At 68.0% G+C, this 14095-nt stretch carries 12 protein-coding genes, 1 tRNA gene and 1 other RNA gene; 3 read left to right on the top strand and 11 right to left on the bottom strand.

Annotated features, from left to right (window positions below):
• Window positions 1-25: 25 nt before the first annotated feature.
• From AC4AMJ_RS26765 to ffs, 4 genes are all read right to left on the bottom strand, one after another.
• A complete protein-coding gene (locus AC4AMJ_RS26765; protein ID WP_489915941.1) occupies window positions 26-2401 on the bottom strand; it encodes a DNA polymerase III subunit gamma and tau in 2376 nt (791 codons plus the stop codon).
• Window positions 2402-2523: 122 nt separating this feature from the next.
• Entirely contained in the window at window positions 2524-3786 is a 1263-nt protein-coding gene (locus AC4AMJ_RS26760; RefSeq protein WP_489918520.1) for a glycosyltransferase 87 family protein, read from the bottom strand.
• A 114-nt stretch (window positions 3787-3900) separates the two neighbouring features.
• Entirely contained in the window at window positions 3901-5178 is a 1278-nt protein-coding gene (locus AC4AMJ_RS26755; protein WP_489898157.1) for an aspartate aminotransferase type Ic, read from the bottom strand.
• A gap of 68 nt (window positions 5179-5246) precedes the next feature.
• An RNA gene (gene ffs / locus AC4AMJ_RS26750) (signal recognition particle sRNA small type) lies at window positions 5247-5341 on the bottom strand.
• 211 nt (window positions 5342-5552) lie between these two features.
• Between ffs and AC4AMJ_RS26745 the strand changes: the two genes are divergently transcribed.
• From AC4AMJ_RS26745 to AC4AMJ_RS26735, 3 genes are all read left to right on the top strand, one after another.
• Window positions 5553-5638 (top strand) — tRNA-Ser (locus AC4AMJ_RS26745).
• Between the two features lie 328 nt (window positions 5639-5966).
• On the top strand, window positions 5967-6803 hold the full coding sequence (locus AC4AMJ_RS26740; RefSeq protein WP_489915939.1) for an NmrA/HSCARG family protein: 837 nt from the start codon (window positions 5967-5969) through the stop codon (window positions 6801-6803).
• Window positions 6804-6991: 188 nt separating this feature from the next.
• Entirely contained in the window at window positions 6992-8383 is a 1392-nt protein-coding gene (locus AC4AMJ_RS26735) for an acyl-CoA synthetase (protein WP_489915937.1), read from the top strand.
• A 183-nt stretch (window positions 8384-8566) separates the two neighbouring features.
• On the opposite strand, the gene AC4AMJ_RS26730 is transcribed toward AC4AMJ_RS26735, so the two are convergent.
• Genes AC4AMJ_RS26730 through AC4AMJ_RS26700 form a run of 7 tightly spaced genes read right to left on the bottom strand, consistent with a single transcriptional unit; the run spans window position 8567 to window position 14081 of the window.
• Window positions 8567-9835, bottom strand: coding sequence for an MFS transporter (locus AC4AMJ_RS26730; RefSeq protein ID WP_489915935.1), 1269 nt, complete (start codon window positions 9833-9835; stop codon window positions 8567-8569).
• 49 nt (window positions 9836-9884) lie between these two features.
• A complete protein-coding gene (locus AC4AMJ_RS26725) occupies window positions 9885-10289 on the bottom strand; it encodes a RidA family protein (RefSeq protein ID WP_489915933.1) in 405 nt (134 codons plus the stop codon).
• Window positions 10286-10615: a hypothetical protein gene (locus AC4AMJ_RS26720; RefSeq protein ID WP_489898162.1), complete on the bottom strand. Its 330-nt coding sequence runs from the start codon at window positions 10613-10615 to the stop codon at window positions 10286-10288. Before AC4AMJ_RS26720 ends, AC4AMJ_RS26725 begins: the two co-directional genes overlap by 4 nt.
• Entirely contained in the window at window positions 10612-11718 is a 1107-nt protein-coding gene (locus tag AC4AMJ_RS26715; protein WP_489915931.1) for a Rieske 2Fe-2S domain-containing protein, read from the bottom strand. The genes AC4AMJ_RS26720 and AC4AMJ_RS26715 overlap by 4 nt, the downstream gene beginning before the upstream one ends.
• 1 nt (window position 11719) lies before the next feature.
• Entirely contained in the window at window positions 11720-11953 is a 234-nt protein-coding gene (locus AC4AMJ_RS26710) for a recombinase-like helix-turn-helix domain-containing protein (protein ID WP_489915929.1), read from the bottom strand.
• Window positions 11950-12405, bottom strand: a complete 456-nt coding sequence (locus tag AC4AMJ_RS26705) for an alpha/beta fold hydrolase (protein ID WP_489915927.1) — start codon at window positions 12403-12405, stop codon at window positions 11950-11952. Before AC4AMJ_RS26705 ends, AC4AMJ_RS26710 begins: the two co-directional genes overlap by 4 nt.
• Window positions 12402-14081 carry a thiamine pyrophosphate-binding protein gene (locus tag AC4AMJ_RS26700; protein ID WP_489915925.1) on the bottom strand — a complete coding sequence of 560 codons (1680 nt, stop codon included), beginning with the start codon at window positions 14079-14081 and terminating at the stop codon, window positions 12402-12404. The genes AC4AMJ_RS26705 and AC4AMJ_RS26700 overlap by 4 nt, the downstream gene beginning before the upstream one ends.
• Window positions 14082-14095: the final 14 nt, after the last annotated feature.

Genomic DNA, 14095 nt, shown 5'->3' with positions numbered 1-14095 from the left:
TGATACCCGGGGCCGAACGGCCGATTCACTCCAGCGGGCGTGCACCCAGTTCTGATTTGAGCAGTTCGAGCGCAACCTGATCCGGGTCCAACCGTCGTTCCGGTGGACCGGAGTGAGCATCGGCGACCATTTCATCGCGCTCGGCGTCGGTGAGCTCCTCGTCGGACCGTGGCGGCTCAGGCTCCTCGGGTTCCGGGGCGGCTTCCGGAGTCGTGGGCGCCGGCGCCGCGGCCTGATCCCGTCCCCGACTCGGCCGCGAGAACGTCGGCCGCTTCGGTGCCGGCCGTGACGGTTCCCGATCCGATCGACCACCTTGCGGCGCAGCCTGATTCGCGGCCGGGCCGGTGGCGTGGACACACCTGGCGTCGATGTCGGGACCGAACACCTGCTGCACCGCCGCCCGCAGGTTGCCCGCATGCTCCTTGCTCAACCGGCCGACGAGCATCTCGGTCGAATGCCCGAAGACGATCGTGTTGCCGTCCACGCCCTGGATCGACGCGCCCGAGAGCATGACCTCCAACACCGGCGTGATGCCGCGCGCCGCGGATCTGATCTCGGTCCACCTGGCCTCCACGTCGGCGACCGACAAGCCGGAATCCGGTTGCGGCGGTTCGACGTCAGCCACCGGCTGCGTCGGTTCGTCGACATCGAACGGCGGTGGCGGCTCGTCGTCCATCGGCTCATCCGGCAGTGGGATGTCGGCGTCGGCCTCGATCAACGGCTCCGGCTCGGCCACCGCCCGCGCCGGCGGCTGCGGCGATGTCGGATTGGGCGGTGTGGGTACCCGACGGTCACGCTCGGCGCTCGACGGCGGCACAGGCTCGGGCTCTGCCGGCCGCGCAGTACCACCTTCCCCCGCCGGTCGCGCAGCCACGTTCCCTTCCGCCGGTCTCGCAGCCGCGTTCGCTTCCGCCGGTCGAGTAGCCGCAGCCCCCTCCGCCGGTCGCGCAGCAGCACCCCCTTCCGCCGGTCGCGCAGCCGCACCCTCCTCCGCCGGTCGCGCAGCCGCAGCCCCCTCCGCCGGTCGAGTAGCCGCAGCCCCCTCCGCTGGTCGAGTAGCCGCGAACGGAGTGAGTGGCGTATCGAGACCCGGTGACCCGACCTCGGACCCCGCCGCCGCCGTCTCCGCCTGCTCCGCACCCTTCCGCTGCGACGGTCGAACATACTTCGGCGCAGGCTCGTCTTCCGGAGCGGACGCGGCACCAGCAGCCACGGAACCCGTTGCGCGCGCCGACGTTCCGTTCGGGACGACGACACCGGATTCGAGCCGCTCCAGCCGCTGCAGCAGCGCCGCATCCTCGGTCGAGGCGGCGGGCAGCAGCATCCGGGCGCACATCACCTCGAGCAGCAGACGTGGCGAGGTGGTACCGCGCATCTCACCGAGCGCTGCATGGACGGTTTCCGCGAAACGCGTCAGCGATGCCGGACCCAGCACGTCGATCTGGTGCTGCATGCGTGCCAGCGCGTCGCCAGGCGCCTCCACGAGGCCACGGTCTGCTGCATCCGGAACCGCCTGCAGCAGAATCAGATCCCGCAAGCGTTCGAGCAGGTCTACGGCGAACCGACGCGGATCGTGACCGGCATCCACCACCTTCTCGACGGTGCCGAACAGGCGTGAGCCGTCGGCGTCGGCCAGCGCGTCGATCGCCTCGTCGATGAGCGCGGTGTCGGTGACACCGAGCAGGGCGAGCGCACGATCGTAGGTGACGCCCTCGGGACCCGCACCTGCGAGCAGTTGATCGAGGATGCTCAGCGAGTCGCGTGGCGACCCGCCGCCGGCACGAATGACGAGCGGGTACACATCGGGCGCAACCACGACCTGCTCACTGGCACAGATCTTCTCGAGCAGGGCGCGCATCACGGGCGGCGCGAGCAGCCGGAACGGATAATGGTGCGTGCGCGAACGGATCGTCGGCAGCACCTTCTCCGGCTCGGTGGTCGCGAACACGAAGATCAGATGCTCCGGCGGCTCCTCGACGATCTTGAGCAACGCGTTGAAGCCCGCGTTGGTCACCATGTGCGCCTCGTCCACGATGAAAACGCGGTAGCGCGATTCCGACGGTGCGTAGAACGCGCGGTCGCGGAGTTCACGGGTGTCGTCGACACCACCGTGGCTGGCGGCGTCCAATTCGATCACGTCGAGGTTGCCCGGACCACCAGGCGCCAGCGCCACACACGAGCCGCACACGCCGCATGGAGTCGACGTCGGACCCTCGACACAGTTGAGGGAGCGGGCGAGGATGCGTGCCGACGACGTCTTACCGCATCCTCGTGGCCCGGAGAACAGATAGGCGTGATTGATCCGCCCGGAGTCGAGGGCGTGACTCAATGGATCGGTGACGTGCTCCTGACCCACGACGTCGGCAAAGCTGGCCGGGCGATAGGTGCGATACAGAGCCACGCGTCGAGACTACCGGCGATCGCCGACAGCCGAACCTGCTCCCCCACAGCCCGCGACGCGACCGTGGATGCCTCCGCACACGGTGGCCGTTCCGGCACACATCGGTGCAGGCAACGACGGGATCAGCGGCCGCCGGCCACCACTTCGTCGCCGACGCCGGTCGACGACGACTCGGACTGGCGCCGCAGCACCACGATCGTGGCGATCGCGGTGCCGAGGAAGATGGCGTTGTACGGGTAATAGGTGAACCACTGCAGCCCGACGATGCCGTGCTTGAAGAACAGGCCGATCAGATACGCGTCCGGCACGGTCTTGTTCACGAACCAGATCGGGTAGGCCAGGTAGGTCCGCCAGGAGAACGCGATCAGCATCAGCGCGATCAGTCCCGCCCCGACCACCCCGGAGACCAGCAGACCACGACCGGGTGTGAGCAGCAGGTGCACACAGATCACCACGAGCGGCACGAACCAGACCCAGTGGTGCCCCCACGACATCGGCGAGACGGCGCAGGCCGTCATCCCGACGATCGTGACCGCCAGGAGCTCCTGACCGTGCCGATGTGCGAGGGTCGCCGCATACATCCCCAAAGTCAGTGCGGCCACCGCGAGGGTCCCCCACAACACGACGTTGGGTTCGTCGGTGTGGATCAGGTTGGCGAGCAGACCGCGGATCGACTGATTACCGACCGTCTGCGGAGCGCCCACACGATCGGAGTCGAACATGGTGCCCGTCCAGTAGGCCCACGACTCGCGCGGCAGCACCGCGAATCCGATGATCATCGTCCCGGCAAACCCGGCCAGGACCCCGATCATCGACTTCCATTGACGCAGCAATGCCAGGTAGAGCACGAAGATCAGCGGTGTCAGCTTGATCCCGGCGGCGATGCCGGTGCCCACGCCGCGTAGGCGGCGGCCGTCGGCACGGGTGAGGTCGGCGACGATCATCAGCATCAGGAAGACGTTGATCTGGCCGTACCAGACCGTGGTGCGCACCGGTTCGAGCAACAGCACGACCGCGACGAGTGCGAGCGCGACGAACCGCAGCGGCCACGTCGGCCGACGACCGAGACTCTTGAAGCTGAGCATGATCACGAGATAGAGGGCGACGAAGATGCCTGCGGACCAGATGATCCGCGCGGTCTCGAACGACACCCAGGTGAACGGGGTGAACAGCAGGATGGAGATCGGCGCGTAGGTGTAGTCCATCTGACCGAGCAGTTTGGCGTCATAGAGACTGCCGCCGTCGATGACGGTCTGCGCCCCGGACAGGTACACGTCGAGGTCGAGCTGATTGTCGAACAACCCCCAGAACGGCGTGCTGTACGGCACGATCACGTCCTGCAGCCACAGGGCGAAGGCGGCGACGAGCAGGGAGCCGACGGCGATCAGGGTGAGCCTGATCCACCCGGCTGGTCGGGTGTCGGGTGCGAAAGGCGCAGTCCCGACGACCGACCGACGACGCTTCACTCTTTGCAGGTTTTCACAGCACCGCGCCCGAGGTCAGGCTTCGCGGGGTGCCAGCAGGGTCTCCGAGGCCGCCAGCAGCACACAGGTGGCGACGCCGTCCATGGCGGTCCGGAGATCGTCGGTCGACGGGAAGGTCGGCGCCAGGCGGATGTTGCGGTCGAACGGATCTTCTTTGTACGGGTAGGTCGATCCGGCCGCGGTCAGCGCGATACCCGCCTGTTTGGCGAGCTCGATGACGCGGCGGGCGGTGCCGTCGATGACGTCGAGGTTGATGAAGTAGCCGCCCTCCGGCTCCGACCATGCGGCGACCTTCGAATCGGCCAGGCGGTCGGCGAGGATGTCGAGCACCAACTGGAACTTCGGCGCCAGGATCTCGCGGTGGCGCGCCATGTGTGCGCGCACGCCGTCGGCGTCCCCCAGGAACTTGACGTGGCGGAGCTGATTGACCTTGTCGGGGCCGATGGTCTTGATCGACAGATGGCTCGAGAACCAGTCGAGGTTCTCCTTCGACGACCCGAAGAAGGCGACGCCGGCACCGGCGAAGGTGATCTTCGACGTCGAGCCGAGCACGTACACGCGGTTCGGATTGCCCGCCTCGGCCGCCATGTCCAGTACGGGCAGCGGGGGCGGCGGCGCGTCGACCAGCGTGTGCACGGCATACGCGTTGTCCCAGTAGATGCGGAAATCGTCGGCAGCCGGCATCGCCAGCAGACCGCGGGTGACCTCTTCGGTGAAGGTGACGCCGGTCGGATTCGAGTAGGTCGGCACCGCCCACATCCCCTTGATGGAGGGATCGTCGGCGGTGAGTGCGGCGCACGCGTCCACGTCGGGACCGTTGGGCAGCATCGGCACCGGGATCATCTCGATCCCGTAGTTCTCGGTGATGGCGAAGTGTCGGTCGTAGCCGGGCACCGGGCACAAGAACTTGATCGGGGCGGCACCCCACGGCTGCGCGGAGTCGACGGTGCCGGAGAGCAGCGCGAACACCGTGAGGTCGTGCATCACCTCGAGGCTGGCGTTGCCCAGGGCGAGCAGATGCGCGGCGTCGACACCCAGCAGTTCCCCGAAGATCTCGCGCAGCTCGGGCAGTCCCGTCACGCCGCCGTAGTTGCGGGTGTCGGTGCCTGCGGCGTCGCGGTACTCATCGCCCGGCAGCGACAGCAGCTCATTGGAGAGGTCGAGCTGCTCGGGTGAGGGTTTACCGCGGGTGAGGTCCAGCTTGAGACCCGCAGCGCACAGTGCGTCGTACATCTGTCGCAGGTCGGATTGGGTTTCGCGAAGTTGGTCGGCACTCATCGAGTGGTAGTTCAACGCGGGACCTCTCCAGTGGCACCGGCATCGGCCGGCGGCGCCGCTGTGGAAACTGATGTTCGTCTCGGGATAGGGGACCCCGCGCACCCGAGAGAGCCCGTTGACCCTTGCTGCCTTCCGGCCCTGGGGGAGTTCACAGGATGCACGCCGCGCGGGATCCGCCGTCAAGTGTAGCGGGAGGGTCGGGGCGTTCTACAAACCGGTGGTTGCCCGGGGCTCTCACGAGGCGCGCAATGCCATCCACAACTCCTGTCGTCATCCACCCTTGGCACGCGGCATGTAGATGACGACAGGAGTTGTAGCTGTGGTCGAGCCAACCCCCACCCGACCGCGTTTTGGGTCCGACGGCCTCGGCCCGCTATCATGCCGTGGTTGGAGGATTCGCCTAGTGGCCTATGGCGCTCGCCTGGAACGCGGGTTGGGTTAACAGCCCTCAGGGGTTCGAATCCCCTATCCTCCGCCGATGACGGCAGGTCCGAGACCTGCTGATCCGAAGTGAGAGCTTCGGGGCTCCTCACCGCCAGATCGGGACAGCGTTCCTGATCTGGCGGTGTCGTCTTTCGTGGACGACGAACGCACCGAATCGCCCCGATCGCATGCATGCGATCGGGGCGATTCGAATCTGCACAGCCCCCGGATTCCTCGTCGGGGGGTCAAGGGGTGTCGACGAGGGCGGTGCGTCGTCGGGATCGTCGGCCGGGGGGAGGGTGACGATCCGTCGGCACACACGACGCTACCGATGTGATCTGACACACCCTAGGGTCGAAGGACCCAAGTAGGTTGGAACCATGACCTATGTGGTTCTCGGAGCGACCGGCGGCCAGGGCGGCGCGGTGGTCACCGAACTGCTCGCTGCCGGTCTCCCGGTCCGTGCGGTCGTCCGCAATCCCGATTCCACGAGATCGCACGAACTCGCGACCCGTGGCGTGGAGCTTGCGGTCGGCGACATGGTGAGCGGCAGCGGACTCGCGGAAGCCTTCGCCGACGCCACCGGCGTGTTCGCCTTCACCACTCCGTTCGAGACCGGCGTCGATGCCGAGTTCACGCAAGGGGTGGCGATCATCGGAGCCGCGATCGACGCAGGCGTCCCGTATCTGGTGTTCTCGTCGGTGGCCAGTGCCGACCGCAACACCGGGGTTCCCCATTTCGAGAGCAAATACGAGGTCGAACAACGGCTCGCAGGGACCGGTCTCCCGCACACCATCGTCGGCCCGACCTACTTCTACGACAATCTGCTCGGTGGTGCCGATGCCCTGGCGGCCGGCGTGATGCCGATCGCCATGCCCAGCGACCAACCACTGCAACAGTTGTCGCGCCGAGATCTGGGCCGGGTCGTCGTCGAACTCTTCCGGGACCCGCCGTCATATACCGGTGAACGCATCGACGTCGCCTCAGACGCCCTCACGCCCGACCAGATGGCGGCAACTCTGTCGTCTGTGCTGGCAACGGAAGTGCACGCCGAATCTTATGATCCGGAACGCATTTCGTCTCCTGATATGCGAGCGATGTTCGAGTTTCTGGGATCTGGTGGTTACCAGGTCGACATCCCCGCGCTGCACACCCGGTTTCCCGATGTCGGTTGGCAGACCTTCGAGGAGTGGGCGACCGTACAGTTCGGGGCCTGACGACACGGATTGTCACCGACGCAGACGTCGGCCGCGTATGCAGAGAGAGTTTTGGACAAGACCGGGGGTTCTGTAAACCGCCCCGGCCTCTGGTTCAACAAGCGAGTTACAGCATCGCGTGAACGTGGTCCCCACCGTAACAGGCCATGCCCACTATCGACGAATCGTCCATCTGAGAAGCTGAAGACGTGCTGTTCCCGACGCTGACCCCCAACGCACCCGACGTTTCCGACGTGATCACCATCGGTGACGACCGTTTGTCGCGAGAAGACCTGGTCGGAGCGGCCACCGCCGTCGCCGAACGAGTCGCGGGAGCGCGCGCCGTAGCGGTTCTCGCGCGCCCGAGCATCGACACGGCGCTCGCCGTCGTCGGCTGCCTGATCGCAGGGGTCGCGGCGGTGCCGGTCCCACCCGACTCCGGCGCCCGCGAACTCGAGCACATCCTCTCCGATTCCGGCGCACAGGCCTGGCTGGGTGCAGCGCCCGCCGATCCCACACTGCCGGTGATCCCGGTGCGCCGTTACGCCCGCTCGTGGCACCGACACCCCGAGCCACCCGAATCGTCAACCGCCCTGATCCTCTACACATCCGGCACCACCGGCCTGCCCAAGGGTGTGCCGATCGCCCGCGGCGCCATCGCCGCCGGCCTCGATGCGCTCGCTGACGCCTGGCAGTGGACCGCCGATGACACGCTGGCGCACGGACTTCCGTTGTTTCATGTGCACGGCTTGATCCTGGGGATGCTCGGGCCACTCCGGCGGGGTGGCCGACTGATCCACACCATCAAGCCGACTCCGGAGAACTACGCGAACGCGATGTCGCCGGGCGCCACCATGTTCTTCGGTGTGCCGACGGTGTGGGCCCGGGTGGCCGCGGATACGGCTGCCGCGCAATCACTGTCGTCGGCCCGGCTGCTGGTGTCGGGAAGTGCACCACTCCCGGTTCCGGTGTTCGAGCGGATCCGTGAACTCACCGGCCACGAGATCGTCGAACGCTATGGCATGACCGAGACGATGATCACCGTGAGCACCCGCGCCGACGGTGACCGCCGCCCCGGCTGGGTCGGCCTGCCGCTGCGTGGTGTCGAGACCCGAATCCGCGACGGCGCCAAGGACCTTCCCCACGACGGCGAGACAGTCGGCGACCTGCACGTGCGGGGTCCGATGATGGCCCGGGGCTATCTGAACCAGCCGGAGAAGTCGGCCGAATCCTGGCTCGCCGACGGCTTTTTCGCGACCGGCGACGTCGCGGTCATCGATCCGGACGGCATGCACCGGATCGTCGGCCGCCGGGCGACGGACCTGATCAAGTCGGGCGGCTTCCGCATCGGCGCCGGTGAGATCGAGACCGTGCTGCTCGGTCACCCGGCCGTCGACGAAGTCGCGGTGATCGGTGTCCCCGATGACGATCTGGGGCAGCGCATCGTCGCGTATGTGGTGGGTGAACGCGTGGTCGAGCGTGAGCTGATCGATCTCGTGACCACCGAACTGTCGCATCACAAGCGTCCCCGGGAGATCCGGTTCGTCGACGCATTGCCCCGCAACGCTATGGGCAAGGTGCAGAAGAAGCTGCTGGACTGAGTCCCCCACACTTCCTCCGTCCCCCACACTCCCTCCCCACCCTCACACTCCCTCCCCACCCCCGCTCCCCACCCCCGCTCCCCACCGAAAACCACCCTCGAGCGGTGACCTGTCGGCATATCGCCGGCAGGCTCCCGCTCGAGGGTGGTTTTCGGTAGTTCGGGTGCCTTTCAGCGGGCGGGGTCAGCCGGCGGCCGGGACCGGGTCGCCGACGACGGCTGACTCGGCACGTGTCCGAACCCGCCCCAGCACCACGATCACGCCGAGCGCCACCGCCACCGGCAGGCAGGCGATCAGCACGATGGTGCTCGCCGAGTAGCCGAGACCGATCAGCGCACCGCCGACGATGGGTCCGACGACCGATCCGATGCGGCCCATCGACGACGCCCAGCCCACACCGGTCGCCGCGGTGGCCTGCGGGTACAGCGACACCGACACCGCAGCCTGCCCGATCATGCCGGCTTGCAACCCGAGCCCCACGCCGCCGAAGACCAGCAGCAACAGGGCCTTGTCCGGGCCGAGGAAGGCCGAGATCACGAGGAACACGATCGCGACGGCGGTGGTGCCCGCCAGCACCGACGTCATCCGGAACCGCAGTGCGCCCACCATCAGCACACCCGCGCCGACGATGCTGCCGACGCCGAGTGCGGCCGAGCCCAGCGGTGCCAGTTTGGTGGTGAACCCGTAGCTGGTCAGCAGGGTCGGCAGCCACGACGAGAAGATGTAGAACACCGAGAACACCAGGAACGAGAACGCCCAGAGCAGGATGGTGCGAGTGCGGACCTCGGGGTCGAACAGCCGCGCCACCGACGCCTGATGGCGGGCGGAGGCCGGCGGGGTGCCGATCACGGCGCGTTCGTCGGGCAGCCAGATCCAGAGGAACGGCAGCAGTGCGGCCGAGGCGATCGCACCGAAGACGAAGACCGACGGCCAACCGAACGAACCGATCAGCTTGGTGCCGAGCAGCCCGGCGATCAGGGCGCCCAGCGAGATGCCCATCGTCACGAACACCGCGATCGACTGGCGGTAGCGGGTCGGATTGAGCGCCGTCGCCTGGGCGACGGCCGCGGGCATCACGGCGCCGAGACCGAAACCGGTCAGCAGGCGCAGCGCACTGAGTTCGAGGATGCCGCCCGACCATGCGGTCAGCAGCGATCCGATGGTGAACACGGCGACCGCGACCAGCACCACGCGGCGGCAGCCGAACCGGGCGGTCAACCGTCCGACCGCGATGTAGCCGAGGGCGACGCCGAGGCTGGTCAGCGACAGTGCCGGCGTGAAGTGGGATGCCGGGACGTCCCAGTCCTTGGCCAGTGCCGGGACGGACAGGCCCAGGGCGATGGTGTCGTAGCCGTCGAGGACCACCGCGACGAAGGCAAGGATCAGTACCGACCAGTTCGGTCGGGTGATGGGGCTGTGTGTGGGGCTGGAATTCTGTGTCGGTCCGCTCATGGTGGCGTCCTCGGGGTAGTCGGCGTGGCTGACGCCGGTTTGATTGATTCTAATCGGCCGCGGAAGCGGCCGTCGGGAGGAATCCCTGGGCTTCGACCTCGACGGTGAGGTCGGGTTCCACCAGTGCCGACACCTCGACGAGGGTCGAGCACGGGAAGTCGCCGGAGAAGATCGTGCTCCGGGCACGACCGACGGCCGCCTTGTCGGCGATGTCGGTGAGATAGATCCGCAGGACCACGATGTCGTCGACGGTCGCACCGCACGCCTGGGTGAGTGCGGCCAGCCGGCGGAAGGCCTCCACGGCCTGCGCATGGGTGTCGTCGCCGCCGACCGGGCCGTCGGGGCCACCGGCGTGCATGCCGGACAGGAAGAACTGATCGCCGACGACGCGGGCGTTGCTGAACATGTCCGGCCGCGGCGGTTCGGCCACCTCCGGATGGCCGATGCGGGTCATGCCGCGCCTCGTCGGGCGTCGGACTCCGCGGTCAGGCGTTCGCGGACCGGCACGAAGTCATAGGTCGGATAGAAGTCGGTGGCGAAGGTGCCCCACGCCCGGCGTTCCAGTTCGACGTTGACCGCCGCGAGACGATCGGCGGGCAACCGTAGCGTGACGATCTGCCCGATCCCCATCGCGACCACCCAGGACACGATCTCGCAGCCGGCGGGCGGGAAGCCGTGCCACCAGTCGTTGTCGTCGAGACGGCCCTGCAGCTGTTCGAGGTTCTGCGACTGGTCGTGGCGCAGGATGACCGTCAGCAGCATCGTGGTGTCGGTGCTCATGCGTTGGCTTTCGCCAGCACCTCGGCCTGCGCGACGGCGTCGGCGCGGTAGATCCGTCGAATCCGCGAGACGCCGAGGTCGTGCTGGTAGAGGTGTTCTTCGCGGTCGGCGTCGTCGGCGAGCACCTCGAGGACCTCGCGGTCCTGTTCGAGCACCTCCCAGTGCTTGGCCTCCAGTGTGGTGCGGAACAGAAACCGCCAGGTCTCGCGTTCCCAGCCGCTGACGCGACGCGTGCGCCAGTGGAAGATCGCCGACGTCGAACGGTCGATCGGGGTGCTCATCCCGACGATGCCGAACACCCCGCCGGGCCCCGCGCCCGGACCGTACGGGATCTCCAGGTCGACATAGTCCATCGAGCCGCGGACGAACTCCACCCAGTCGAAGTTCACACCACACTGGTCGGTCTTCTCGAAGAAGAAGCCGCGGTCGGTTTCGCGGATGCGGAACCGCGCCGACGTGTCGCCGCCGAACATCGAGTGCGAATTGCGGTGCAGGAACGCGCCGTGCATCGGGTCGAGCACGTTGTCCATGTAGAAGCGCCACGGACCGGCCCACTCGGCGTAGTTGCCGAACCACGACACCTCGGCATCGCTGAGCCGATCAGGCAACACGAACGGTGTCGGCACCGACTCCGCGGTCAACGGGATGAAGGCGAAGATCGTGTCGGCGGCCTCCACCACCTCGAGTGACACGGTCGCCCGCCGTCCTTCCAGCGCGCAGCCCGGCATGCCGGGAACGGAGACCACCGTGCCCGCACCGTCGACCTGCACGCCGTGATAAGCGCAGGCCACGCGATCACCGAGGTGCTGGCCCACCGACAGCGGTGCGCTGCGGTGCGGGCAGCGGTCTTCGAGCATGTGCACCACGCCCTGGGCGTCGCGGAACAGCACCCAGTCGACCTCGAGGCGGCGGACCGGCACCATGGCGCCCGGTTCGACCATGTGTGACGGCAGGATCGGATACCACCGGTCACGCAGACCGGTGGCGGCGATCTCGTCGGCGTCGAGGTGACGGCGGGCCCCCACCGCGAAGGTCGGACGGCCGCGGGCGGCGCGTGCGGTGGTGGGTGTAGCAGCGGTGGTGGGTGTTTCGGTGGTGGTCATGTCATTTCCCCAATCGGCGCATCTCGGCGCGGTAGGTGTCGTCGGTCCACGGGCCGCCGTCGGGTCCGTGCAGTCCCAGCGCGTTCAGGCCGTCGACGACCTCGTCGAGAGTTGTCGCACCGCCGGTGAAGATCTCGGTGATCGAGCCGGCGAGCTTGCGCTCGTACGGTGTGATGGGCTCCGGGTGGGTCTGGTGGACTTCCAGATAGGGCTCGTGGGCTGGGCGAGTGTTCATGTCAGGGCTCCTTCGACGAGTGGGGTGGGTGGGGTGAGCAGTCGGCCGTCACGTACGGCCAGTCCTTCAGCGATCGCGACGAACGACGCGCTCCACTCCGCGAACGACTCCCGACGCTCGGTGTGCACCGGCTTCGGTGCGCCGTCGATGACGACGAAGACGCCATTGTCGATCTCACCGGCGAGCTGTTGTGCCGCAGTGAGATCCGCGTCGGCGGTCGGGGCCGACGCGAGGACCAGGGTGGGTACCTCGACCGCGGGCAGCAGCGTCGCGACGTCGTCGGCCACGGCTGCGGGTTCGGCGAGGATGAGACTCAGGACAGTGTCCGGGTGGGCGACGGCGAGCCGGATTGCCGCGCCGACATCGTCACCGGTGGCGAAGATGTGGGTCGGTTCGCCGGCTTCGACGGCGATGCGTGCGCCGTCGTCCCACCAGCGTTGCGCGGCGATCATGAGTGTGCCTCTCCGGGAACGTGAACGGGCGGTACGAACGGCCCGGGCGCGGGATCGACGGCTTCGACGTCGATCTCGATGATCGAGGGGCCGGGGTGCGCGACGGCGTCGGCGAGGGCGTCGCTGATGACGCCGACTCCCTGGACCAGTCGGTACGGGAGGTCCATCGACGCGGCGAGCAGGTCGAACCGCGGGGTGTGCAGGTCGACGCCGGAACGTCGGAACCCGTTCTTCTCCTGCATGTTTCGCAGCACGCCATAGCCGCCGTCGTTGAACACCAGCACGATGACGTGGGCTCCCGAGCCGGCCAGCGAGGCGAGTTCGCCGAGATGAACGGCGAGCCCACCGTCGCCGGCGATCACCAGCGTCGGCACGTCGGGTCGGGCGTGGGCGGCACCGATGCCCATGGCGAGACCTTGGCCGATGCCGCCGCCGAGGGGGAACACGTTGGTGGCGCGGTCGTAGATCGGCAGCAGCCGGTTACCCCATTGGCTGGACGGGATGGTGACGTCGCGAGCGATGACCGACTCGGCAGGCAGCGCGTCCCGGATGGCCTGACAGATCTCGGCGTATCCACCGATGTAGTCGGTCAATTCGGCGCGAACGGTGTCGCGGACCTCAGTGACACGGCCCTGCCAGGTGGCCTCGGCTGCGGTGTCGCCGAGCTGATCGGACATGGCCCGGATGGCGACGTCGGCGTCGGCGACGATGCCGACCTGCGCCGGGTAGACGCGGCCGACCGTGTCGGGTTCGACGTCGATCTGGATCAGCTTCTGCGGCAGCACAAGACTGTACGAGGCGGTCTCGTTCGATCGGAAGTGCGTGCCGACGGCGAGCAGGACGTCGGCGTCGGCGAGCAGGGCCCGGGCGGCCGGAGTGGTGGCGAAGTTGCCGATCACGAGCGGGTCGTCCTCGGGCACGATGCCGCGGCCGGAGTTGCTGGTCAGGATGCCGGCGCCGAGGCTGTGCGCGAGGTCGGCGATCGCCTCGCCGGCCCCGGCCGCTCCGCCACCCAGCCAGATCAGCGGCGAGCGTGCGGTGCTCAGCAGTTCGGCTGCGCGGGTGACGGCATCGGTGTCGGGGCGCACGGTCGGCACGGCATCGATGTCGATGGGCCGCTGTGCATCCGGAGTGGCGAGGTACTGCAGGTCGGTCGGCCATTCCACGCTGGCCGGGCCCTGCGGCGCGGACTCGATGTGCGCGATCGCGGCCTCGAGCTCGGCGGCCACGTCTTTGGCATCGGTGATGGTCGCGGAGTGCTGGGAGATCGAGTGCAGCAGCTCGGGCTGGCGGGGGAACTCATGGATCACACCGCGGCTGGTCTCGGGGCGTCCGGGTGCGAGGTGTTCGCTCTCGATCTGGCCGGTGATGTGCAGCACGCGACTACCGGCGGTGAGGGCCTCCACCATCGAGCCGGCCGCGTTGCCGGCGCCGGTTCCGGTGCTGGTCAACGCGATACCGATGCCGCCCGAAGCGCGAGCGAAGGCGTCGGCGGCGTTGACCGCGGCCGCTTCGTGACGCATCTCGACGAAGGTGAGCTCGCGGTCGACTGCTTCGACGAGCGGCAGGTTGTGGATGCTGACGACGCCGAAGGCGGTGGTCACGCCGTGTCGGCGCATCACCTCGACGAGGACGTCGCCGCCGGTTCGGCGGTGCTCGGTGGGCTGATCGGTCATGCTGTTCTCCTGGG

Source organism: Gordonia sp. LMA484, from assembly GCF_058129505.1.
Note: the sequence above shows the minus strand (reverse complement) of the source record. Positions and strands in the feature narration are given on the sequence as shown.

What these genes read in the sequence shown, in the direction of transcription:
- AC4AMJ_RS26705 (WP_489915927.1), bottom strand. Translation starts at nt 12,405, where the DNA reads ATGATCGCCGCGCAACGCTGGTGGGACGACGGCGCACGCATCGCCGTC.
- AC4AMJ_RS26740 (WP_489915939.1), top strand. Translation starts at nt 5,967, where the DNA reads ATGACCTATGTGGTTCTCGGAGCGACCGGCGGCCAGGGCGGCGCGGTG.
- AC4AMJ_RS26715 (WP_489915931.1), bottom strand. Translation starts at nt 11,718, where the DNA reads ATGACCACCACCGAAACACCCACCACCGCTGCTACACCCACCACCGCA.
- AC4AMJ_RS26710 (WP_489915929.1), bottom strand. Translation starts at nt 11,953, where the DNA reads ATGAACACTCGCCCAGCCCACGAGCCCTATCTGGAAGTCCACCAGACC.
- AC4AMJ_RS26720 (WP_489898162.1), bottom strand. Translation starts at nt 10,615, where the DNA reads ATGAGCACCGACACCACGATGCTGCTGACGGTCATCCTGCGCCACGAC.
- AC4AMJ_RS26730 (WP_489915935.1), bottom strand. Translation starts at nt 9,835, where the DNA reads ATGAGCGGACCGACACAGAATTCCAGCCCCACACACAGCCCCATCACC.
- AC4AMJ_RS26700 (WP_489915925.1), bottom strand. Translation starts at nt 14,081, where the DNA reads ATGACCGATCAGCCCACCGAGCACCGCCGAACCGGCGGCGACGTCCTC.
- AC4AMJ_RS26725 (WP_489915933.1), bottom strand. Translation starts at nt 10,289, where the DNA reads ATGACCCGCATCGGCCATCCGGAGGTGGCCGAACCGCCGCGGCCGGAC.